At 65.2% G+C, this 22,432-nt stretch carries 27 protein-coding genes; 1 reads left to right on the forward strand and 26 read right to left on the reverse strand.

Annotated features, from left to right (window positions below):
* Nucleotides 1-4 precede the first annotated feature (4 nt).
* From GEV06_19765 to GEV06_19870, 22 genes are all read right to left on the reverse strand, one after another.
* Entirely contained in the window at nucleotides 5-925 is a 921-nt protein-coding gene (locus tag GEV06_19765) for a hypothetical protein (protein MPZ20130.1), read from the reverse strand.
* Between the two features lie 12 nt (nucleotides 926-937).
* A complete protein-coding gene (locus GEV06_19770; protein MPZ20131.1) occupies nucleotides 938-1,801 on the reverse strand; it encodes a hypothetical protein in 864 nt (287 codons plus the stop codon).
* The gene (locus GEV06_19775; protein ID MPZ20132.1) at nucleotides 1,801-3,768 is read right to left on the reverse strand and encodes a hypothetical protein; all 1,968 of its coding nucleotides are present in this window, start codon (nucleotides 3,766-3,768) and stop codon (nucleotides 1,801-1,803) included. The genes GEV06_19770 and GEV06_19775 overlap by 1 nt, the downstream gene beginning before the upstream one ends.
* Nucleotides 3,768-4,013, reverse strand: coding sequence for a hypothetical protein (locus tag GEV06_19780; protein ID MPZ20133.1), 246 nt, complete (start codon nucleotides 4,011-4,013; stop codon nucleotides 3,768-3,770). Before GEV06_19780 ends, GEV06_19775 begins: the two co-directional genes overlap by 1 nt.
* Nucleotides 4,013-4,987 carry a hypothetical protein gene (locus GEV06_19785; protein ID MPZ20134.1) on the reverse strand — a complete coding sequence of 325 codons (975 nt, stop codon included), beginning with the start codon at nucleotides 4,985-4,987 and terminating at the stop codon, nucleotides 4,013-4,015. Before GEV06_19785 ends, GEV06_19780 begins: the two co-directional genes overlap by 1 nt.
* Nucleotides 4,984-7,473, reverse strand: coding sequence for a hypothetical protein (locus GEV06_19790; GenBank protein MPZ20135.1), 2,490 nt, complete (start codon nucleotides 7,471-7,473; stop codon nucleotides 4,984-4,986). Before GEV06_19790 ends, GEV06_19785 begins: the two co-directional genes overlap by 4 nt.
* On the reverse strand, nucleotides 7,474-7,827 hold the full coding sequence (locus GEV06_19795) for a hypothetical protein (GenBank protein ID MPZ20136.1): 354 nt from the start codon (nucleotides 7,825-7,827) through the stop codon (nucleotides 7,474-7,476). It abuts the gene before it with no gap.
* Entirely contained in the window at nucleotides 7,828-8,013 is a 186-nt protein-coding gene (locus GEV06_19800) for a hypothetical protein (protein MPZ20137.1), read from the reverse strand. It lies immediately after the preceding gene.
* Nucleotides 8,014-8,124: 111 nt separating this feature from the next.
* The gene (locus GEV06_19805) at nucleotides 8,125-8,808 is read right to left on the reverse strand and encodes a hypothetical protein (GenBank protein MPZ20138.1); all 684 of its coding nucleotides are present in this window, start codon (nucleotides 8,806-8,808) and stop codon (nucleotides 8,125-8,127) included.
* 54 nt (nucleotides 8,809-8,862) lie between these two features.
* Nucleotides 8,863-9,588, reverse strand: a complete 726-nt coding sequence (locus GEV06_19810) for a hypothetical protein (protein MPZ20139.1) — start codon at nucleotides 9,586-9,588, stop codon at nucleotides 8,863-8,865.
* A gap of 71 nt (nucleotides 9,589-9,659) precedes the next feature.
* Nucleotides 9,660-10,640, reverse strand: a complete 981-nt coding sequence (locus tag GEV06_19815; GenBank protein MPZ20140.1) for a phage major capsid protein — start codon at nucleotides 10,638-10,640, stop codon at nucleotides 9,660-9,662.
* A gap of 20 nt (nucleotides 10,641-10,660) precedes the next feature.
* On the reverse strand, nucleotides 10,661-11,665 hold the full coding sequence (locus GEV06_19820; GenBank protein ID MPZ20141.1) for a hypothetical protein: 1,005 nt from the start codon (nucleotides 11,663-11,665) through the stop codon (nucleotides 10,661-10,663).
* Between the two features lie 233 nt (nucleotides 11,666-11,898).
* Nucleotides 11,899-12,417, reverse strand: a complete 519-nt coding sequence (locus GEV06_19825) for a hypothetical protein (GenBank protein ID MPZ20142.1) — start codon at nucleotides 12,415-12,417, stop codon at nucleotides 11,899-11,901.
* A complete protein-coding gene (locus tag GEV06_19830; GenBank protein ID MPZ20143.1) occupies nucleotides 12,418-12,729 on the reverse strand; it encodes a hypothetical protein in 312 nt (103 codons plus the stop codon).
* Nucleotides 12,729-14,729, reverse strand: a complete 2,001-nt coding sequence (locus tag GEV06_19835) for a hypothetical protein (protein MPZ20144.1) — start codon at nucleotides 14,727-14,729, stop codon at nucleotides 12,729-12,731. The genes GEV06_19830 and GEV06_19835 overlap by 1 nt, the downstream gene beginning before the upstream one ends.
* A 54-nt stretch (nucleotides 14,730-14,783) precedes the next feature.
* Nucleotides 14,784-15,107: a hypothetical protein gene (locus tag GEV06_19840; GenBank protein ID MPZ20145.1), complete on the reverse strand. Its 324-nt coding sequence runs from the start codon at nucleotides 15,105-15,107 to the stop codon at nucleotides 14,784-14,786.
* Nucleotides 15,108-16,661 (reverse strand): hypothetical protein, encoded by a 1,554-nt coding sequence (locus GEV06_19845; GenBank protein MPZ20146.1) that lies wholly within the window; start codon nucleotides 16,659-16,661, stop codon nucleotides 15,108-15,110.
* Entirely contained in the window at nucleotides 16,658-17,098 is a 441-nt protein-coding gene (locus GEV06_19850) for a hypothetical protein (GenBank protein ID MPZ20147.1), read from the reverse strand. The genes GEV06_19845 and GEV06_19850 overlap by 4 nt, the downstream gene beginning before the upstream one ends.
* Nucleotides 17,098-17,652: a helix-turn-helix domain-containing protein gene (locus tag GEV06_19855; protein ID MPZ20148.1), complete on the reverse strand. Its 555-nt coding sequence runs from the start codon at nucleotides 17,650-17,652 to the stop codon at nucleotides 17,098-17,100. The genes GEV06_19850 and GEV06_19855 overlap by 1 nt, the downstream gene beginning before the upstream one ends.
* 32 nt (nucleotides 17,653-17,684) lie before the next feature.
* Nucleotides 17,685-17,993, reverse strand: coding sequence for a hypothetical protein (locus GEV06_19860; protein MPZ20149.1), 309 nt, complete (start codon nucleotides 17,991-17,993; stop codon nucleotides 17,685-17,687).
* Complete coding sequence (locus GEV06_19865) at nucleotides 17,993-18,373, reverse strand: hypothetical protein (GenBank protein ID MPZ20150.1); 381 nt, start codon at nucleotides 18,371-18,373, stop codon at nucleotides 17,993-17,995. The genes GEV06_19860 and GEV06_19865 overlap by 1 nt, the downstream gene beginning before the upstream one ends.
* A gap of 59 nt (nucleotides 18,374-18,432) precedes the next feature.
* Nucleotides 18,433-18,648, reverse strand: a complete 216-nt coding sequence (locus tag GEV06_19870; protein MPZ20151.1) for a hypothetical protein — start codon at nucleotides 18,646-18,648, stop codon at nucleotides 18,433-18,435.
* 550 nt (nucleotides 18,649-19,198) lie between these two features.
* On the opposite strand from GEV06_19870, the gene GEV06_19875 reads away from it, so the two are divergent.
* Nucleotides 19,199-19,399, forward strand: coding sequence for a hypothetical protein (locus GEV06_19875; protein MPZ20152.1), 201 nt, complete (start codon nucleotides 19,199-19,201; stop codon nucleotides 19,397-19,399).
* 216 nt (nucleotides 19,400-19,615) lie between these two features.
* Here the strand turns inward: GEV06_19875 and GEV06_19880 are convergent, their stop codons facing one another.
* From GEV06_19880 to GEV06_19895, 4 genes are all read right to left on the reverse strand, one after another.
* A complete protein-coding gene (locus GEV06_19880) occupies nucleotides 19,616-19,924 on the reverse strand; it encodes a hypothetical protein (GenBank protein ID MPZ20153.1) in 309 nt (102 codons plus the stop codon).
* Complete coding sequence (locus tag GEV06_19885; GenBank protein MPZ20154.1) at nucleotides 19,924-21,099, reverse strand: hypothetical protein; 1,176 nt, start codon at nucleotides 21,097-21,099, stop codon at nucleotides 19,924-19,926. Before GEV06_19885 ends, GEV06_19880 begins: the two co-directional genes overlap by 1 nt.
* Complete coding sequence (locus tag GEV06_19890) at nucleotides 21,092-21,307, reverse strand: hypothetical protein (protein MPZ20155.1); 216 nt, start codon at nucleotides 21,305-21,307, stop codon at nucleotides 21,092-21,094. Before GEV06_19890 ends, GEV06_19885 begins: the two co-directional genes overlap by 8 nt.
* A gap of 193 nt (nucleotides 21,308-21,500) precedes the next feature.
* On the reverse strand, nucleotides 21,501-22,349 hold the full coding sequence (locus tag GEV06_19895) for a hypothetical protein (GenBank protein MPZ20156.1): 849 nt from the start codon (nucleotides 22,347-22,349) through the stop codon (nucleotides 21,501-21,503).
* Between the last annotated feature and the right edge of the window lie 83 nt (nucleotides 22,350-22,432).

The following is a 22,432-nucleotide window of genomic DNA, read 5'->3' on the forward strand; positions in this document are numbered from 1 at the left end:
CTCCTTAGAAAAACGGCAGCGTGGAGTCCCGATTGGCCTGATACTGCAAGGCCGTGTAGTTGAACCCGAGGCGTTCCCGCTCGATCTCCGCCTGCAGGTTCGCGAGCTGCAGCTGCAGCGCCCGCGCGCTGTCCGCGTCCCCAATCCCGATGGCCAGATTCAGCCCTTGCATCAGCCGGTCGCGATCGGATTCGAGCTGCTGGAGCAGGAGGCCGCCTTCGTACGCGCCCTGCGCTTCGCCCTGGCGCTGCGCGATCCCCGCCACGTCTCCGCGAAAGGCCTTCGCGCCGAACCCGCCGGAGTCGTCGTACGCGCGCCGCTCGGCCGCCTCAGCTCGCTGCTGATCCGCGCTGCGCTGGAGGGCCACGCGGTTGGCCTGCACGGCGGGCGCGAGGGCTGGATCACTCAGGCTCGACGTGCGATTGCCCTGTGCGATGATCTCCATCAGCTGCTGGATGACGAGCTCGCGCAGCGGGTCATTCTGCGGCTGCGATGTGCCGCCGCCGCTGGTATTGCCCCCCAGGTAGCCGCTGTACGCAGACTGCAGGTCGTTACTCCCGCCGCCGCTCTGGCCGCCGGCCAACGCGGACACTAGCCGATGGGCATCGCCGGGATTGCGCGCGAGAAAGTCCTCCGCGTCCGCATCTGAAATCCCTGCCGCCCGCGCCGCCGCTCTGGCGGCATCGGATTGCGATTGCGTCAGGCTGCTGCCCTCGCGGATGGTTTCGCCGATGCCGTCGATATAGCCGCCGCTGCCAGACTGCACGTAGGGCTTGGACGGGTCGGCGGTCGGATTTGCGCGGTTGATCTCTCCTGCGCGACCCGTCGCGTTCGGGTTCGGCCCCGGCTGCGGCGTCATCGTCGGCCTATCGAGATACGGGACCGGTGGTTCGTCGTTGATGTCGTCGATGTATTTACGCGCCATGTCTTCGCGCTCCTACAGGTTCTGGTATTCGACGATCTCTACGATCATCGTTCGCGTTTGGGTGTCACTGCCGGTGATCCGTAAGTTTGTGTTGCTGGTGAGACGCGCCGTCTGCGGCGCCGCGAACGCGTTCTCCGCGGCCGAGGACTCGGAGTACGACGAACATCGGACGATCACCGCCTTGGTGTAATCAGCCAGCGTCGTCCCCAAGGCATAGTTCTGCGTGACGCCGCCGCCACTCGCGAACGTCACATCCATCCGTTGGACCGATCGCACCTGAGTCACTGGCCCACCCTCCACGCGCCATATCTCTGATCCACTGTCGTAATATCCAAGCGCGACCCCGCCAGTGCGCAGCACGAAGTCCTGGCCGCCACTGACCGCGATGCGATTGCCGGCCACCGAGCTTCCAGAGTTGTGCGCCAGCGTGAGCGTGAAGTTGCCACGATTGACGAGGTACAGGAAGCGCCGCCGCGCCAACAGCGCGCCTCGCGAGATGCCCGTGATCGTGCGGGCCGCATCGCTTTCGAGTTCCAGAATGACGGCCTCTTCGATGCCGTCCGGCGCGTAGTTGTTCTGGTTCGCGGTGATCGGCGCAGCTCTGAGTACAGCCCCGCCCCCGAGCGGCGCCGCCCCGCCATCGCCTTCAAAGGCCCACGGGCCCCCAAGAAACCGCAGCCCCGCGCGCATTTCGAGCAAGGCATCAGACCGATCGCGCGCTTGGTCGAGGGAGAGCGCGGTGATGTGCGTGTGCGCGCCGAAGGCGTCGTGCTCCTGCGTGATCATCGCTTCGGCTTCCACAAAGCCGTCTTCGATGTTCCGCTGCTCGGCGTACGGTTCGCGCGGCCCTGATCCGCCCTGATAGCTAATCGGCATCAGACCACCACCGGTTCGCGCTGCTCATAGGGCAGGCTGATCGCGTCAATCGTCCACGCCGACGCCACGGCGGAGGCGTCCCCGATGCGAATGGCAACGGCTTTGGCATCGGCGGTGAACCCGGCTTCAATGGCCTTCGCGATGCGCGTTTCCGTCTCGGCGTCCGATACGGCGCTCATCGTCACGTCGGCCGTCCGTGTCTCCGCGCCGTAGTCGCGGATGAAGGACGCCCGCAGGGTGTGACTGCCGACACTCCCGAGCACGATCGGGTTGTCCGTCTGGCACAGGTGATGGAGTTGGCCGAAGTGCCGATCGGGCAGCTCCACGTACGCCTGGAACGCCGTCCCCGCGTCATCGGTATCTGCGGTGTCACACTTCCAGAGCCGCGTCACCGCGCCGTGTTGACCGATGTAGGGCTTTAGATCGCGGCTCATCGTGGCGCCGATGGTGTTGCTGAACATGAAGGAGCAGCGCGCCTTCGCACTCTCGCCCGTGTGCTGCGCCCAGCCATCCCGCACCACGCCTGCCTCAATCACGCGCCCGAGGCGTTCGTCGAAGACGATCTTGACGTTCGGCTCGTTGTTCGCGCCCGTCGAGAGCCACCACCAAATCTGATGTTTGTCGGCGTGCCGGACGCCATGCCCTACCACCGTGGACGCGGCGAGATTCACCGTGTCCCAGATGTCCTGCACGTCCCACACGATCTTTTGTAGCCCGTAGACGGGGCTGTAGCGTACGGGTCCCTGCGCGGAGATCCACGCCACGATCGGGCGCCCCGCATCGTCTTCGCCCTTCACGACGGTCTGTTGCCGGATGCTCCCGACCACTTCGGACACCAGCTTGCGGCGATACGGGTCCGCTTCGATGCCGGTCGGAATCAGGCGCCAGGTCTGATTGTTCTTCAGCACCAGCACCATGTTTTCGATCGGGCCGCCGAACCCGGTGATGAAGCCGCCGTCCCGTTCGTTGAACGGGATTTCGTTGTCGGTCGGTAGCCGCTCGTCGTCGTAGTACCCCGCCGAAGTTGTGCCGAGCACGGGCGAGAAAAACACCGTATTCGGCGGCGTGCCGCTTTCCCAGCCACCCGCCCAGAGCATCCGGTTGTTGTCCGCGATGGCGTACTTGAAGCTGGAGGGCGTCGTGTAGTCGCCGGCCGTCGGCTCTAGGTCGCCACTGCTGTAGCCGCTCGGGTCAGCGCTGTCGTCGGTAATGGTCGTTCCGACTACCGTCGTCGCCAACAGGAAGAACGGCCCAGCCTCGGCCGCCGCGCCGTACAACTCCCAATGCGTCTCACCTTCGTTGAGGGCATCCGCCTTGGTGACGCGCGCCGCCGTGCCCGTGCCGCTAGGGGTGAACATCACGGCATCCGTGGCTTCCGAGCGCAGGACGGTGGTGCCGCCGACTTGGACGGTGTACCGCTGCTTGTACCACCGCGCCGTGGCCGCATAGGTGCCAGACCCCGTATTCGCGATGTCACCGCTCGTAAAGCCGGTCGGCGGATCCAGGCCCGCCCGCCGCAACGCGCTCGTGCTGATCGCGGGGTCGAAAATCTGGTAGCGGTCCTGCGCGGTGTCCCCGAAGATGTGCAGCTTGCCGTTGAAGCTCACAAACCAGACATCTTGCGGCCGGCTGGTGATGTTGTCCTTCCACGTCGGGTTGCTCCACGTTCCCGCCGCGTTGCGCGCGATGACCGGCGTGGCCGCGTCATCCACCAGCCACATCTCTGCGGCCGTCTCTGAGGCGCTGGGCACATGGCGTGCGCCCGCGCTCACGATGCCGGTCAGGCCCGCGCTGCTCAGGCTGACGCTGGCCGCGCCCCCGCGCTTCCGCGCAAAGGAGGCGCGGAAGAAATCGACGTTCAGCGCCTCTTTCACCTTGTAGTCGGGAATCTGAATAGGGGCGGACGTCGAGCCATCCCGCCCCCGCAGGCCCATCCACTGGAGATACTTCCGCTGGGCGCCCGCCATCAGAGTCCCAACGCCTCGTCCACCGTCGCGCGGGCGCTGGCCGGTGCGGTACGGTAGGCGTCCGCCACCAGCTGCAGCCGTGCTTCGATGAACTCCGCGACGATCGGCTGGAGCATGGCGTCGATGGCGTGATCCACAAACGCCGCGTTGTCGGAGAAGTCGCCGCCCGCCTCAGTGGCCTTCAGGCGCTTCGCCGTAATCGCCGCTTCCTGCACCGGTCCGGTGGTCTTGGTGTACGTCGCCATCAGGGCAGCCACACGTCAGCCGGATACCAGCCGCCTAGATTGCTGAAGCCGATCGATGCGCCCTGCGGAATCCACCGCTGTGAGGGCGGGAACTGCACATACGCCCGCGCCTTGCGCCAGCCCGTTTCCCAGTCCCGCTCCGCAAGGGCGCGGCGCGCCTCGTCGTCGCCTTTCTCGTACTCGTCCATGCGCGCCCCAGCCGCGATGACGTAGTGGAACTCCTCCGGCACCAGCGGCGTATCGTTGGCCTGCGCGAGATCGGGGATCTGTGTGGTGAAGTCCACGTTGTAGGTGATGACGCTGGCCGGCGTGGGCCAGAGCAGCACGATGAAGTACTTCCCTGCCACCTGCCCGATAGGAATGGCGCCGAGCTCCGTCCCAGCCCCGCTGTCCTCGTGGAGCGTGATCCGACCGACCGCCGCCGCGCTGACGAAGAACTTCGTCACCTGCTCGGCATCGGTGATGGCGGCCCCGAGACTCACCGCCGTCAGGCCCGTCATCGTGACGCTGAGGGTTCGCGGCATCTGGCCTGTCCGCACGACTTCGACGTAGCAGGTGCCAGTGTCGCTCGCGCTCGTGCTCTTGACGAACAGTTCCGAGGCATCGGCCGGCTGCGTCGCCACCGGCTGATAGCCGACCGGCACGAACACCTCCGGCGTCCCGTCCTCGTTGATGGCGTTCGGGTCCACATTGCGGAGCCACTCCAGCGACCGCTCGGTCAGCGGGATCTGGTTCGTCGTCTCGTAGACGGTGTTAATGCGACTAACGGCCGGCCCGAAGGCGTACCGCTGCTGCGAGGCGACGGAGTCCAGCGTGGTCTGGAAGTCCGCCACCTGCCCGTTACCCATCAGCGACCGCAGTCGGCGGTACCGCTGGTTGATAAAGCGGCGTATCCGTGCCTGCGTCACCGTGTCCGGCGTGAGGCTCTTGCCGAGCCGTGAATAGATGTCCGTTTCGATCTCAAGTAGGGTCATGCTGCCACCCCCTTGATGACAGCGAAGTTAATGACAACAGCCTCACCTAGCGCCCCGCCTGACCGGTTTTCGATCGTGATACGAAACGATCCCGCAGACACGGCATTGGGGAGCAAGCGGTATGAATCATTCGACGCCCCAGAGCCGACCGACAGGAGGATGACGTCCGTTGCAGCAACCGCAGAATTTGTCACCGAAAACCCTACGCCGACCCCAGAGGCCACGCTCGCGTTGTGTGACGTGATCTGTCCAGTGACGGTGTTGATCGTGACGCCAGTGGCCTTCGAGGTCAGTTGCGTGACGGTGCTCCCCGCGCCGGTGGCATACCCGATCCCGGCCGTGGCACTCGAAGACTTCACGCTGCTCGTGAACGCCGCAGCGCCTGTCGCGCCATCGATCGTCAGATCCGCACCGCCGTCCGCCCCCAGCACCTCGAACTTGGAGTTGGCGACATTCCCGACCGTGAGACTTACACGACCCGGCGAGCTGGCATCCTCGTTGCCGTACGCCCGAAGCATCGCGCCACGGTCCTGTGTCGCCGCACCACCACCCACTACCGCCACGTAGGAGCTGTCGGCCCCATCGCTCGTGTTCGCCCGGAACACCCCCGGTGTCGCGGTGTGGATCAGATCGCCGCTGAGGGTGAGATTTGATCCGTCATAGATATTCACGCCCGCAAACGGCGCCCATGTCCCCGGCGCGCCACTGCTGGTGCAGACCCACCCGACGGCTTCCCCACTCGTGGGGGTGGCATTCCAACACACATCCCCGGCCCGGAACGTGGCCGTCATGGACGCCGCGGCGGGGTCTTGCGTGCCATACAACCACCGCCGGCCAGTCCCATAGAGCGGCGTGGTCGGGTTTAGGTCGGCGGAGACCTGCAGATCGGCGAGATGCGACACGCCGGGGGCGTAGTGCTGCAGCACCCCCGTCGAGAACGTCATCGGCTTGGTCGTAAAGTTGTCGTTCTGTCGAAGGAACGCGCGCAGGTCCGTCGTCAGGCGCACCGCGTTGAGATACAACGTGGGCTCCGCGACCGTAAATCGGAACACATTGCCCGTCAGCAGGACCTGCGGATTCGCCACGGTCGCCTTCGTCGAATCCGTCAGGTGGAGAAGGTAGCGATACCGGTTATTGTCCGCCCCCGCTTCCGCGTTGAGCACCCCATCGACCACGCTATTCCCGACGACTTCCGTATCGTGCGTCACCGCGCCGAAGATCGACGTCCAATTCGCCTCGTGGATGACGTTGTGGCGAATCCACCCATGGGAGTCTAGGAAATAGATCCCATAGGCGCCGGTGCCCTGGATGTAATTGCCTTCGATCACCACATCACGGTTGTCACCGACCGCGATGCCATAGTCCGTCCCCACCGCCGTGATGTGGTTTCCACGAATGGTGACGCGGTCAAAGAAACACCCGGTCGATCCGGCCGTGGTATCGACCGAGATGCCAGTTTGTCCACACGCGTGCAGTAGATTCCCTTCCACCACGTCGTCCGCGACCACCACGTCCGTGCCGTTGATCTGGTTCTTGATCCCAATGAAGGCGATGTCACGGATCACATTCCCCGACACGACCGTCTCGCCCGCACTATTCAAGTAGATCGCGTGCTGCCCTGGAATGTCATGAACATGATTGCTGCTGATGACCGCGCTGCTCGCCTCGCCCACCGCGACCCCAAAGCAGTGCCCAGAGATGTCGTTATCGGTGATGACGATATTGTCGTTCTGCGTCGTGGTCCAGGACCCCACCGCGACATCCGCGTTGTTGTCGCCTGCCTGGATCCCCCCGGCCGCGCCGATGCCCACGATGGTGTTGTTGTAGACCTGCAGTCCGTCCATCGTGCCTTGCCACCGAATCGCCCCGCCGGCATGGTTCGTCATGCGGCACTGGCCGATCTGGATGCGGGCGCAATTCAGCATGTAGACGGCCGCGACCCCGTTAAAGCTCGTGTTCGCCCCGTTGTGTTCGGTCCCGAGCCCCACGAACTGCAGCCCACGGATGTCAATATCCGACACGCCGCTGAGCGCGATCGTTTTCGCGAACGCGGCGGTCTGCTGCAGCACCGCGTTGGCTCCAAAGAGCCGCGACCCAGACGTAATCCCTGTCAGGCTCCCTGACACCAGATAGGTGCCCTGTGGAAAGAAGACGGCCTGACTCGCTGCCGCGGTGATCGCCGCTTGGATCGCCGCCGTGTCGTCGGTCACCCCATCCCCGACCGCCCCATGGAACACCACGTTGACGGCGTCCTGAATCTGGGTGGCCTCCCATCCATCAAGGGTGACCGCATTCACGTCCACCAGGTTAAGCCCAGAAAACGCTGGTGGCACCGACAACGTCATGACGCCGCTGTCATCGATCTGCAAGCCGCAGAGCAGGAAGCGCAACCAGCCAGCGATCAGTGTCTTGTTAACGTCGTTGCCGCCACTCGCGCCGAGCAGTTGCCGGAGAAACGCGGCTTCGGCTTGTACTGGATAATCCATTTACGCCTCGGCCTCCTGCCGATACACCACTCGGCCGTCCGGCCCGCTGATCGTCCTGAGCCGCGCGCCGTCGAGATGCGACGGCACCCGATCCGCCGTCAGCTCCCCGCGCCGCACTTCCCGCCCGCGCACGTCCTCGATGACGTAGGCGATCGGTCCACCAAGACCGACGGGCGGCGTCATCTGCTGATAGGTCAGGGGATCGCCCTGTATCCGCTCGTACCGCTGGCCCTGGTGCGTCACCTCGCGCGGGGTATAGGCGTCTCCATGCGGCACCGTCACGACGCCACAGGGCCGGCCGTGCGCATCGAGCAGGGCGACAGGCCGCGGCGCGACGAGGGTCAGGCGGGCCATCTATTCCGCCTCATGGGCGTTCGCCGCCGCGATCAGGGCGAGGAACCGTGCCGTCGCCGTGCCGGTGCGCTGCGCCTGGTCGTACGTCAGCAGCGTCATGAAGTCCGCCCCGTCGGGAAACGGATTCTCCGCGCCAGCGTAGGTCGCCTCCAGATACACCAGCATTCGCCCGTTCAGACTTGACATCCCCGCTCCTGCCCAACCGTCCGACCGTGCGCGCCGTCTGATGCTGGGGTGCGCGGTGTGGGTGGACACACCGGACCGCACCAGCGGGCAACGACGCGCACGACCGGACGGTCAGGCGATCAGCGCCTCCAGTTCGGCGTTCTTCGCTTCCAGTTCCTCGATCCGCTTCCGCAGGTCCGTGGTCGTCGTCGGTTGCCCGTTCAACGCTAAGAGGATGTCCACCAGCGACGGGAGACTCAGCTTGTCGTCGTCGCTCGACAACGGCACGCCCACATGCAGTTCGGCGCCGCTGCCGATGTCCCGCACTTCCGCTTTGAACTTCCCGGCGCGGCAGGTCTTCGTGATGCGGTTGAACAGATCGACTTCGTCTGGCGTCAGGTCGTCTTCGCGCATCTTCGCGCCGATGATCACTTCGCGGTCGCCCTGGAAATCGAGCTTCCCGAAGTAGGTCGGCCGCGACAGCTTCGCCTTCGGCTTGGCCTTCTCCCCTTCGGGATGCGTGAAGGGTGAAACTTCGTTGTAGTCGGGGTTGTGCTTCACCAGCGCCGAGCGCATAGCGGTGGCGTTGGTCTGCCCGACCTTCTCCAAGAGGGGCTGGAGCGCCGCCGTCTGCGCGGCCGTCATGCTGCCCATCAGGGCCTGCAGGTCCGCGAGACTCAAGCCGCTGATGGCCGGCGGGGCGGCCTCAGGGGTCGCCGGGGTGGTGTCTGCTGGTGCTGTGCTCACCTGTGCCTCTGCTTTCTTGTGCGCGGCCTCGTACGCCTCGCGCGTGTGCTTGCCTGTGCCAAATGCCATGCGTCACCTCGGGTGAGGGTGGGGCGGACTCCCCGCCGCCCCTCGGGATACGGGTTAATCCAGAGTCAAGAAGCAGAAATTATTTTTCCCGCTCACCCCGACCTGCGCCATCCGGCCGAGGATGCGGACGTTGATTTCCGCCGCCACCGCCGCGACATCGACGGCGCCCGCCGTGGTCGCGGAGCTGACCACGCCGACCCCGACACCCGGCGTGCCGTTGACGAGGACCGAGGCTGGGCCGTACGTCTGCAGCCAGCCGTACTCGCCAGACGCGATGATGCACGGCGAGACGCCGACGGCCGGAGCCGTCACCGTCGTCGCCGCCACGATCACGTTCTTGTACGGGTTAGCGATCAGGCCCACCCGCGACGACGTCGTGAGCGCGACCTGGATCGGGTCCACCAGCGTCAGCGTGAACGCCGTAGAGGCCGTGATCGCGCCGTGCCCGGACACCTGGTAGGTGTACCCGTTGCCCGGCGTGGTATCGACCTGCATGTACCCTTCGGCATACAGGTTCGCGGCACCGCCCGTCGCGCCCGGCGTGTACACGAAGGACTTCGCGCCGCTGTCCACGGCTGGTGGCGTGTTCGCCAGATGGTTGGCCAGCGGCGCCGCCGACTGATACAGACTGCCGGCCACGGTCGTCGCGCCCGCCTGCGCGTACCGGAACCGACGGCCGTCTTTCGTGAACCCACGCGTACCGAGCGGGTGCAGCTGCGTGGCGCTGGACGTGAACGCGTCCTGGCCCAGAACAATGGGCATTCCAACGAGATTGGGCATTGCGTTTCCTTTTCGTTAGTGGGTGGCGCGGAACGCTGGAGGAGTCCAGCGCCCCGCGCCGTTCCCCTCGATCAGCTAATGTCGAACACGACGCCCAGGCGCCGTGAGTTATTGGTGGCGAGGTTCCCTATGGTGAACAGCCGCGACACGACCGCGAGCTGGTTCGCTGGCTCGACGCGCGGCTTGAGCTTCATCCACGCGCCCTTGAGATAGACGAACTTCAGGAACTTCGGATTGACCAAGTACGCCGAGTCCGACGGCGAGCAATCCTCGTCGTAGAACACTTCGGCATCCTTGAACATGAACGCGGCGTTCTTGAACCCGACCGAGAACCCGCGCGGTGTCGCACTCGGCTTCTCATACCGCTCGACCGCCACGACCGTCCCCTCCAGCCCCTCCATCACCGTCCGCGAGGTGATGACGGCGGTGGGCGTCTCCGTGAGGCCGCCGCGCGAGCACTGGTTGTAGACACTCGTCAGCGCCGACCGCAGGTTGTCGAAGTCCGCGGAGGTCTGGCCGCCGTCGGCCGCCTTATTGCGCCAGAAACTGAACGTGGCGCGGTTGATCCCGCCAACCGTGCCGGTGGTGGGCGTCTCGGAGATGATCTTCGTCAGCCCCTCGATGTCCTTCCCGCCGTTGCCAGCGCCATCAGAAAAGCACTGGCGATTCATCGTCGCCATGTGCGAGTTCCGCGCGTTCTCCATCTTCGACGCCGTCAGGTCGATCTTGCCTTCGCCCGCCGCCCGCAGTTCCTCGAGATCCGAGAACACGACGGTGCCGGCGTTGATCTTCCAGTCATAGCGCGCGGCGTCGAACACGTCGATACGCGTGGTATCGAGTGTTTCCAGCTCGCCGTACGACTTGAACGTCGAGTTCTCGTTGTATTCGAGCGTGAACTCGAAGAGTCGGCCGCCAGCGGCGGATTCCTTGAATCCGTCCTTCCCCAGCGCCTTAAACAGCGCGAACGATGTGAAGATGTTGTCATTCGGCTTCGTGCCGATGACCTTTTCCCAGACGGTCGCGGCGACTTGCCCAAGATTTACGTCTGCCATAGCTCCCTCTACTCAGCCGCCTACCGCGCGCCCAGCCGCGCCAGCTCCTGGCGCAGTCCGTCCGCAAAGGAGCTGTAGCCGGATTCGGCGGCGCTCCCGCTGTCGTTGGGGCGAATGGTGGCGGCGGTGGATTTGTCCTTGAGTTGCTGCACCACGGCCGATCGCGCACGGGTATCGAGGCTGGGCAGGATGTCGGTGGACAGGACGTGACTCCACGCGCGGTGGACGTCCCAGCCCTTCTCCGTCATCAGCTTCAGCACGTCTGCCTGCTTCTCCGTGAACTGCGGGTTGGCCCGAAGCTCCGTGAGAATCTGGTCGGCGTGCTGATCCGCCTGCTGCCAGTCCGCCGCCGCGCGTTCGCGCTGCTGACGGGTGGCGAAGTCCTGCCGCAGCGGGTCGATCTGCTGCGCGAACTTCTGTTCGAGCTGGCGTGCCTGCCACTGGAACACCCGTTCCTGTTGCGCCGCCGAATAGAACGGCGTCCCGGTGGCGTCCTGATAGTCAGGCTCCGGTCGGGCGTCGTCGTTCGTCTCCTGCGCCGCCGCGGCCTGCGCCCGCATCCCGAGCACACGCGCCGCATGGGAGCGGAGCGCCGGGATCGCGTCGGGCTTGAGCTGCGTGATGCGCTCGGTCAACTGCTGAAAGAACGCGACGGGATCGCTCTCGGCAAACTGCAACGCCGCGAGCTGTTCGTCCGTGACCTTCAGTCGATGTCCGTGCTGCTGCTGGAACTGCTGTTCCGCCTCGGCTCGTGCTTTCGTCCGCGCGTTCTCCAGAATCTGCGGCCACTTCTCCTGTGGCGGCTCGTTCGGCTTCGGCGCGGCCGGATCGGTCGGTGGTGCGGTGGATGCGGTCGGCTCCGTCGCCGTCTCGATCGCAGGCTCGGCTATCGCGCCGGCGGGCTGGTCTGCGGAAGACGTCTCGGGATCCGTGGTGGCGGGTTGCGATTCCGCCGCCGACACTTCCGCGCGCATGGCGTCTCCGAAGGAGGCGGGGGCGCTGGATGTCTCGGTTGTCTCGCTCATGTGATTCACTGCTCCTGTGCGCCGATCTCGCTCGGTGCGGGCGATTGCCGTCTCTCTCGCTGGACGGCCCGCGAAGAACGCGGGGAAAAGAAAAAGGGCCTTGGACGGCGCGGTTACGCGCGTCACAAGGCCCCTTCCTTGTTCCCCTTTGTCGGTGTCGCGCGCCGGAGGGGTCCGGCGTGTTCAGCCACGGGGATCAGCCGTGGCCTAGCGATCCGTTCAAACTCGTTACGTCAAATCGTCAATCCTTTGTGCCGTCTCCGCGTGCAGCGGCACTCCACCACGATCTCGCCGGGCGTCACGAACGCCCGTATCCCCGGTGCGTCTTCCCGTGCCTCGCACGCGTCGCACCAGAGCACTTCCTGCAGCCCGTGCCGCGAGAGGAACTGCTGATACTCACGGAGCAACAGCGCGTCCCGGTTCGGCATCTCGACGTGCGCCACGCCGATACTCAACGGCGACGGCTCCGGCACGTCGCGCAGCTCGAAGCTCGCCCGCGTCAGCCCCTGATGGAACAGGAACCGATGCGGACACTTGAGGCCGATCTGATGCGGCTCGATGAACGCTTCAAGCGGCACCTGTGGCCCGCAATCTCCACACACCAGCTCCCGCGACAAGTGGTGACGACGGAGCCAGTTGCGATACCGCACCAATAGGGACGCCTCCGGCTCCGTGAGCAGGATCGTCGGGACGGTCTGCGGCTCGCCGTCTGGCGTGTCAAAGGTCGCCGTCGTCTGCTGTCCCAGGTCCATCTACGTCCACCTCGACGTATGTACCGATTTATCGCTCCCGCGCGCCCCGACGTGCCGCACCGACTCCACTAACCCGCGATCCCGCATGATCCGCTTCCGTTCGCTCCAGCTCTCCACCTTCACCGGCCGCGACCCCAAATTCTCCAGCACGAGCCCGCCTGGAATCGAATCCGGCCGCATACTCACCCGCGCCGTCGGCAGCTTCTCGACTGGCGCCCCGCACGCGCGGCAGGGATACAGCCGATCCGCAGTCCATGCGAAGACTTCGACTTCCGCCTCACAAGCCGTGCAGCGCACGTCGTAGAGCGGCATTAGGCCGCCGCCCCGCCGTTGGCGATCATGCCGCTCAGGTCGGTCTGGTGCTTACTCAAGGTCTCCTGTGGCGCCTGCATCCCGCCGTGCTCCGTCTGGAGCGGCGCCGGCTCCGGTCCAGGCACCGGGGCATCCCCAACCGGCGCACCCAGCGTCTGCGCCTTCTGATGCAGTTGCAGGCCCAACTGGATGGCCTCAGCCGGCAACTGGATGCCCTGCTGCTCGAGCGCCGCCTTGATCACTGGGAACTGCGGCGCGGCGGGATTCAGATCCTCGCCCTTCACCGACAGATTCGACTTCAACTCCGGCTTCTTCTCCGGCAGCTCCGCGATGACCAGCTTGTCCGCGTCCATGTCCGACATCGACAGCGCCCAGCGCAGCAACTCCACCCGGTTCACGTTCGGATCGTTCGCCAGCAGCGAGTAGCGATCCCACAGCCGTTTCATGTCGATCGCGGAGTCCTGCCGGATCGCGCTGTTCGCCTTCGCGCTGTAGACGAACTCCGCGCCCTCCACCGTCGATCGATCCCACGCTTCCAGCCGCGTGATCCCGTCCGGGCCGGCGACTTCCAGGTAATCCTCGTCATCGGCAAACAGCTGGATGAGCGCTCCGAGCTTTTCGACCGCCCCGAGGAACCAATCGAGCACCCGGCCTTGGGACCATGCCATCCGCACGTCCGCGTTGCTCTGGATGATGCTGGCTTCCGTCGCCGTGTCGGACCCTTCGCCGCGGTTGCCGCGCTGGGCCGGCGAGAACGCCCAGACGTCATCAATGTCGCCCTGCGTGACGCGGTTGAACTCGAAGTTCTCCCGCGGGAACTGCGCGCGCGCAATCTCGCCAATGATCTCGTCGCCGTTGCCATCGGTGGGGATGACCTCTTGCACTTCCCCCTTGACAATCCGGTTGACCAGTTCAACATCAGCGCGGTTCTTGTCGGCCCAGCGCATCGAGTTGTTGCGCTCCCGCTGCTGGACCATCTGCGTCCGGCCCTTGCTCAACTCGTCGACCTGCGCCCGCGACATACTCACGTCGCTGGTCGGATACGCTGAGTCCGGCGTGTAGTAGAGCGCGCCGATATGCACCGGATAACCCTTCATGCCGAGCAGCCGCCCATCTGGCAACTGACGTTGATAGGGTGAGTCCGCATGCTTCAGCGGCTCGTCTACGCCGTCAATCAGCACCAGGCACCGCATCAGCTCCGGGTGCTTGACCGCCTTGTCAAAGAGCGCGGCCCGGTACCAGAGCTCCGTGCCCTTGACTTTCGGCCGCGCCTCACCCGTCGTGCCGTCCTTCTGCGCGTCGGGGTCCAATGACTGCTGCTGATCGACGTCGGTCCCGCTCTTGACGAGCGCCGGATCAATACCGAACCGCCGCGCCAGCATCTGCGCGTCCAGTTCAAACTCGAAGCCCAGATAGGCGGCGCGGTCGTAATCGCTGCCCTTGAAGTCCCCCGGGATGACCACCGACCCCGGCGACACTCGTTCCAGGAAGTACCGCTCATGGATGATGTTCGGCACCGACTCAATGATCGGCTGCATCGCCACCGGGTTCAGCCCGAGCACGTCCCCCACGTTCGGCATCGGCTGTTGACCGACCACCACCGGCTTTTCGCCGTCCTGCGTCGGCTCATACCCGATCTTGGCGATCATCAGCCCGGTCAACTCGACGTCGGTCAGCACTTCATGCATCAGCGCTTTCGCGTTGACGCCATGCCGCCCGAGCGTGTGATTCACCTTCGCCTGGAACACCGGCACGGCCTGCTGAAACTCCGGCCGCCGCGGCGTCAGGTGAATCTCCGGCACCCGGAAGAACAGCTGCGCCTTCTTCTGCTCGGTGTTGCTGAAATCCTTCGGCACGACGACGGTATGCCCGCTGGGCGTGCTCTTCAGCGTCCGCGCCAGATACCGCTCGACGTTGATCTTCCACTCCTCGTCGCGATAGCGGTTGCGCTTGTCCGTCGCCGTCTTGAGATGCGCGCGCCAGAACGCGAGGCTCCCCACGCCCTCAGGGGGCAGTGGGAGGTTCTGCACGTCAGGGCCACCGTAGGACGCCATCTAGTACCGCACCCCTCGTGCTGCCCATTCCTTGCGGCGCTGCTCGGCCTCAGCCGTGGCGCTGTAGCCGAACTCGTCCATCATCGGCATCCGGGCGTTGTCGCCGGCTTTTAGAGGGTCCGCCTCTGGCGTGAGCGGCGGCATGTCGTTGGTAATAGCCGATAGCCGACATACGATCGTGCCGTCCTCCTCTACGCTCTCCGCCGCGAATGCGAGGGTGTACAGCGCGCCGTTTGCCAACTCGATCGGCATCTCAACGCCAGCGCCACCGCGGACGTCCACGAGGACACTTCCGAACGGCTTGAAGACCAGCCGCGCAAACATCTACGCCACCCTCCGCGCCACGTTCCCCGCGCCCAAGACCGCCCCTTGCGAGAGCGCCCCGATGGCCTCCGCGAGCAACGCTCCACCCGTGCCGGGGGCGGGGACCCTCCGCGACTCGCGCGCCCGCGTCGGGCTCGGCCGGCTCACCGCCCAGTACCGCGTGCCGTCTCCCGGGTGATCATCCTTCGTCGTGTCCACGTCGTCGGGGTTGTGCGGGTCCTGCACCAGCGCCGGCACCGACCGCCACCAATACCGGCAGCCCGGGTCCACCGTGAGCCACGGCCGCCCATCCGGCGCCTCCCGCAGCAACTCGTGCATCCGCATCCACCCGTTGAAGCGATCGTTGTCCGCCGCGCGCATCGGCACCCCGCGCCGCGTCAACGTCTCCATGATCGATTCCCCGCGCCCGGCCCCCGTCTTCTGCTTCATCGCCGGATCGCCCGAGACGTACCGGAGCTTCTTGATACCAAGCTCTTTCGTGATGCGCGTGATCGCCGTCGCGACCTCGTCGGCGTTCTGTCCCTGAAACTTGTATTCCCGTGCGAGGTGGTAATGCCCGTCCGCCAGATGCGCGAACCACCCGCACCAGCCCGGCGCGTTGTAGCCCCAATCCATCCCGCAGGACCACTCGATCCCGGGCGCAATCTCCAGCGTCACCGCATGGAACGGCACGCCGTCTCGCTCCGCTCGTAATTCCCCGAAGAACTGGCCGTCAAAGACGTTCCAGTCGCCGTACAGCAACTGCCGCCGCCGGGCATCGGGCAGGTTCTCCAGCGTGTCCCGATAGTCCGGGTCGATATACGGGTTGTCGTCCAGCCGCGCCTCGATAAACGCCCAATCGTCAGGCCGATACCGCGGGTACTTCTGCGGGTCCGGCTGCTTGTCGACAAAGAAGTCCTTCACCCACAGCGCCCCGCGCCCGCCCGGATTACTCGCCGCCCACACCTTCGCGCCCCCGCGCGCCAACACCGCCGGCTTCGACGTCCTGGCCCGCGTCATGATTTCCAGCGCCGGCTCCTCGTCAAACGTCACCAGCTCGTCGAAGATGATCCGGTCGTACTCCGTGGACAGGTAGTTCTGCGCGTCCGCCACCGTCTCGCAATGTCCCGCCTGAATCAGCGAGCCATTCCGGAACCGCATGACCTTCTTGGAATCCAGATACTCCGTCCCAATCTGCGGCGCGTCCTTCGCGAATTCCCGCAGATGCGTGTCCTCGAGCTGCTTGTAGGTCCGGCGCAACAGCAAGCAGGTCAGCCCCGGAATATGCTCGCAGTCCTGATACGCCGCCTCCCGGAGCTCCTTGCTTTTCCCAGGTCCCGCCGCCCCACCCGCCAGCGTGTGCTTGAACGTCTGCTGCGCCTCGTGCGCGACCGTCTGCTTCGGGGTGGGCACATACCGCCAGCCCACCTGCTTCTTCGCCTTCCGGTCGTACAGCGCCGCCGCAAACCGCGCCTGCCGCTTCCGGCACCCCTCCGCCGACGGATGCCCGCACCACCAGACGCCCTCCAGCTGCACCAACGCCGAGCCGCACCAGCAACAAGTGGCCGTGCTCATCGGGCCGATACTCCACGCTGGAGCGCAGTCACTTTCTCTAACGATTTCGCAGATTCGGCAGAGACCGAAACGGGGGAAAACTGCGTGTGGCTAATAGCCCCCACCCGCCCCCTAGGGTCCCCCGCCGACTCGCGCGCCGAGTTGCCCCCTCCAGGCCCCGCATCTGCTAACCGTCGCCGGGCGCGGCGCGCACGATCCTGGTGGAAATCATTAAGGTTATGGCGTAAATACGTGAGTGCGCTGGCGTGCTTGCCCTGATGCTCTTCGATGTACATCGCGGCACGGTAGAGCGCACCTGCGTTGTCCTTGAACAAGCCGAGGCCGAGATTACAGCGCTTACACAGCCAGTCCCGATGCGCGCCCGTCGTGTGGTCGTGGTCATACTGCGGGCTATCCGTGACGTGGCGGCAGATCGGACAGGTAACCGTAAGCGTCATTATGCGAACCTGGGAGGCGAAACACCCCCAATTGGCGTGGCCTTCGCCTCCACCAATTCGCCACTTACAGCCGTGTCCGCAGAAAGCGAAACCGGATTAGCGTTTCCAGGACTAGGCGAAGGTCCGGCCATGGTGACGTCGATCGCGGATAGGGTCGGCGGCTGCAGTGGCGCGGCCTCACTCCCGAGCAACACCACGAGGCTATTCCCGCCCTGCGCGGCGTCTTCCCGCACCACATCGAGCTTACCGAGCGCCTTGAGGGCTACGCCAGCATCCTTCGTGTTCACAACGGTTTGCGCGAGCCGGAGCGCGCCGCCTTCCAATCGCTTGCGGGCCAACTCACGGTGGTCCGTGTACTGCGACAGCGTGCGGCTGACCGTCGACACGTCGCAGCCGACGCCGGCAGCTATTTGGGACATGTTCTTCCCGGCGGCATCCAAGCTCAGAATCAGCGCAATTTCCTTTTGGGAGAGGCGCTTGCCGTGCTTGGCCGTGTCTGTGGCAGGCAACTGGGGGCCGTGCACTATGACGGCCTCTGTCTCACTCAGCGCCATCTACCACCCCACCGCGATCGGCACGGGGCGCGTCACAGGAAGCTAATCTCCACGCCCAGTTGTTTGGCGATGGCGAGCACGGCCGCTTTCTTGGACTCCAGCTCACACTCCGGCTCATTGTTGCGGCGGTCGTACTCGCGCGCCCGCTCCAGCAGCCGCCGGAACTCCTCGATCTCGTCCTTCGTGATGGCTGGCACAGGCGACTGGAATATCCTGGCGATGTCCTCAGGACTCCACGGCTGTTGCGGCGTCTGCGGCACCTGCTCATACGGCATCGTGTTCGGCAACCGATCGCGCCATTTGTCGCCGTAGTGGTCCATGATCATGGAGACAGCACACATCAGCGTGAGAGCCGCATTTCTTCGCCTTGATGCCGGATGATGGTCTTCAACGATTGCGTCAGGGCGATGACCAGCTTGGCCGTGTCGCTGGCTTCCCGCTTGCGGCGATACTCGGGTGTGGTTTCGGCGCGAATCTTGGCGCGGTTGGCCGCTTCTTCGGAGTCCAGGTGCGTCAGCAGCACCTCGTTGAAGGCGATCTCCGCGTCCGTCAGCTCCGCGTGGCAGTTACCGAGGATGGCCGTGAGTTTGGCGAGCAGGACGCAGGCCCGGTCCGGCGTCAGGTCGTAGTCACGGATTTCGACCTGCATCTCGCGCACAAGATCGCGGATGCTCGCGCGTGGAGCTGGCGCCGGGGCAAGCGTGTGAAGTTGGGCTGCCAAGGGGCAGCTTTGATTGTGGGGGCGTGGGGGAATGTTGGTACCCCCACATGTGGGTATTTCTAGCGCGCCACGCGATAGCAGATGCCGAGCGGGCCAAAGACCAGCACGCGCCAGACCGAGCGGTCGTCGCAATGCGCGTACAGCCGATGCGGCGCATGGTCCGGTTTGCTGAAGCCGATGATGTGCGACGACAGCGGGATGCCGCCATTGTGGCTCTCCAGTCGCCAGCGGACGGCCGCGCTGATGCCGAGCACGCGCACCAGCCACATCCTCATGCAATCCTCCGCTCAAAGACTTCCCGCGTCACCCAGCGCGCCCCGCACCCCGCAGACGCACATTCACGATAGCGCACATCGCCTTCCCCTTCGTACACCCGACTGAGCGCATACCCGCAGGCTGGGCAGGGGCCGCCCTTCTCCGTGCCTCGCCGGCAGGCTTGCCAGCCTTTGCGGCCTCTCCGGCGATCAGCGGGGGCGGGATCAGGCATCCGTTAGTCCTCCCGCTCCCACTGGCGTTTCACGAGCTCAATGAGCTGTTGCTGCTGCGCCTCGGTCGAGACCGGCACGCGGATCACCGGGCCTGCTGGCGGCGGGCTCTCCCGCTGGGGACAGGTGCGGTGATGCTCGGGGACGGGGAGGCCGTCGCATTTGCCACAACGGAAGGCCATTAAGATCCCCCTTCGCGCGTGGACGAGAGTCGCTGATTCGCGGCGGGAGCAACGACCGCGTCACCCGTGGCGCCCCTCTCCACCGCCTGACGATTCGCATTATTCCTAATACTTTGCCCTATTGACAATATCTTATCGATAGATTTATTATCCTGTTCATGAACAACATGACTTCGGCCCGCCGCGGGATGATTGAACGCTTGGTGACAATCCAGAACGCGCCCGGCAACGAGCACATCGACATCCTGACGATTACCGGCTTCATGACCGACGAACAGGTCGCTGCGCACTTGGCCCGCTACGAAGCGCAAGAGCTGACCCGCGTCTTCAACCTGAAGGGCCGGCGACGTGCGGCGTAAGAACCCGGCCGCTGTCGCCCTCGGCAAACGCACCAGCGCCCGCAAGAAGGCCTCGAGCGCCGCCAATGGGCGGCTCGGCGGTCGCCCCGTCAAACGCTGTCCTCACGGTCTACAGCCGTCACGATGTGTCTCCTGTCGATCGGTGCGGTAAGGCGGCGGTCCCCCTACAGGCTGTCTCCCCAGCGCGCGTAAAGTCTTCCTGTTCTTTCTCTCTCCTCATCGGGATCCGTCCGTCGTCGCCGCGGGGGATGTTTCAGCGAGGCAGCGTCCGTGCCTTGAGCACCACGTCGTCGTGATGCACGGCTCGCAGTACTCGTAGCGCCGCCCTGGCGGCGTCGAGGGGGCGGGCGGCGCCGGAGAGGACGACACGAAATACTCGGTGATGAAATCCGCGTAGTGCCGCAACTGCTCGACCATCTTCACGGGGTCGATCGACTTGTCCTTGTCGCTCTCGACGGTGTATGACCCGCCGCCATCGAGCGGGATCTTGATGAAGAAACGACCGCGAACGGGCTTTCGTGACATTAGTCCTCCTGCTGTGCGGGTGGCGTGCTGCCCACCTGAGACGCGAGGGCAACTTGGTTGTCGCCGCCAGCCAACAACACGCGAGCTTGCTGCATCGCCCTGCGGAGATCGCTGAGCCAGTCACCCTCGTGCCACGTCTCGCGGCCATCGAGGCGGCGCTTGATGTCGAGGTGATGGCGCGGGTGTAGCTCGTCGAGCAAATCGCGCCCATCATGGCTACGCACCGCTGCGTCGATGCGCTTGAACACGTAGATCCACCCCTCGACTAGCCCGGCCAGAACTGCCACGCGCTCAGCGAGCGTTTTTGTCAACGCGGCCTTCTCCGGCGTGCGGCCCCCCGACGCCTGTCCAGCGAGGGCGGCAGAGAGGCGATTCGTCAACGCAATCGCGAGGTCAGTGAGTCCGCTGTCGTAGCCGAACGCGAATGAGTGCGTGTGTCCGACAGATAGCGCGTTCTTCAGTCGGATACGTTCCTCGTTTACCCACTCCCGCAGGTCGGGCGGCGTCGAGGGGCGCGAGACGTCGTTGTCACCGCCCCACTCGGATTCGTAGTTCGCTGGCGTCGAGGGGCGCGAGAGGGCGGCGAGCTTGTCGGCCCACTCAGCCACTTTCCCGCGAGGCACATGCGGGCTGTTGCCGTAGGTCCGCATCTCACGCTCCAACTCCGCGATCAGCGGCTCCGGCGCGAGGGGAGGCGGGGCCGGCTCAGATCTTACAGCCGCGATCAGTGCGTCCAAGTTCGCCTGCGTCGGCGCGTCGAAGGCGCGGCGCTTCGCGGCCAGCACCGGGGTATCCACGAACGGCTGTTCTCCCGAGGGGGCGGCCTGCGCCGCTCCCGGCTGCGCCTGCAGGGCGGCGGCGAGTTCGTCAGCGTGGCGCTTCGCCATTTCCCATTTGGCGTGATGTCGCCCATAGAGCGACCCACCCATCGGCGCCTGCGCAGACGCCTGCCGCTTGTGATCCTCTTCTTCCTTCCGCCACTGCTCCACCAACTGCTCGACGGCGCGCGGCGTCTGCGAGAGGGCGGCGAGGGCTTTGCGCACAAGGTCGGGTTCGATCGATTCGACGCCCGATTCTGGGTCATCGACAAGACGCAGCGCGTCCAGCATTTCAGCGATCACCTGCTCTCGCGGCGTCTGCGGATCGGCAGGGGAGGGGATCATCGGGTTAGCCATCGGTCCTGTGCCTCCATTTCGTGAACGCATGCGGCGGCCAGAGGGTGTTCCTGTCCTCGGATTCCCAGTGTGGGAGCACGCCATCACGGCCCCAGATCGCGCGAGCACGGAGCACGCTTCGCCTATGCTGCACTTCGACCACGACCTCGTTCGGCGGCTTGCCAGTCTCCCATTCCATCGGCTGTCCCTCTCTCGTGTCCGGGGTCATCGGCCCTCCCAATCCACGGCCGGTCGCGCGTGGCACACATGCACCGGAATAAATACCTCGCCGCACAACTCGCACCGGGGCGGCTGCGGATATGTCGCCTCGGTGAAGGCGACTTGCTCCTCGATATACGCCGCCTCGTTACAGTTCACGCAGCCGAGGCGATAGACGCGACAGCCGCAATCAGGACAGGTCTTCATCGTGCCCCGCTCGTGAGGGTGGCGAGACCGCAGGTGCAGGGGCAGTGAATCTGGCCTTCGTGTTCCGTGAGCACACAGCAGCAGTCGTTGCACGTTCGGCCGTTGGTCGTAATCCAGTGCGATCGCAGGCGCTTTGCACATCCAGGTAGGTGCTGCACGAACTCGCGGAGCGTGGTGTTCTCCTGCTCGACCTTGCCTTTGCTCTCCAACGCCCATCGCCATTCACGTTCACAGTTCTGCCGTTGGAACCGTTCGACCGATAGTTCCTCCCGCAGCTGCGCGATCTCCTGCTGGCGCGTCTGGGCCTCGGCTTCGGCTTGCGTCCTCGCCAGATACTCCGCTTGCCAACTGTCGGCGAGGCGCTGGGTTTCCGCTTCGGCGGCGTCGGCGCGCTCGATGGCGTGCTCCAACTCAAGGGCCAGCTGGTCTAAGTCACCTTTCCGATCTTCGATCTCCGCTCGCAGCGTCTGGGCCTCGGCCTGGAGTGCATCCCGCTCAAGGATGGCGCGTGCTGCTGCTTGAAATTCCAGCGTTTCCCATTCCGTAAACGGACGGTTTGGCCCCGTGGCGTTGAACTCGCGCCAATTTCCGCACGCACGCGCCATCACGCCCCACTGCGCCTCAAGCTCCACGCACCGGCTCTTGACTGCCTGGGCCTCGGCCTGGAGCGTCCGCTCGTCCTCCAGCCGTGCGATCGCCTGCGCCTGGGACTGCTCACGGGCCGCGAGGGCGTTAGCAATCTCATACAGCCGGTGGCAGTCATAATCGCGCCCGTCGCCACTCACGGCGAGGCCATCCGCGATGCGCTTTAACTCTTGGCTCAGGTCGAGCGGAGGGGGGATCATCGGTCCTCCGCGATAATCATCAGCGGCGACGATGGGTCGCCTGTTGGCACCAGCCGCCACACATACCCCTCCGGACCGACATA

This window comes from Luteitalea sp. (genome assembly GCA_009377605.1).
Classification (GTDB): Bacteria; Acidobacteriota; Vicinamibacteria; order Vicinamibacterales; family Vicinamibacteraceae; genus WHTT01.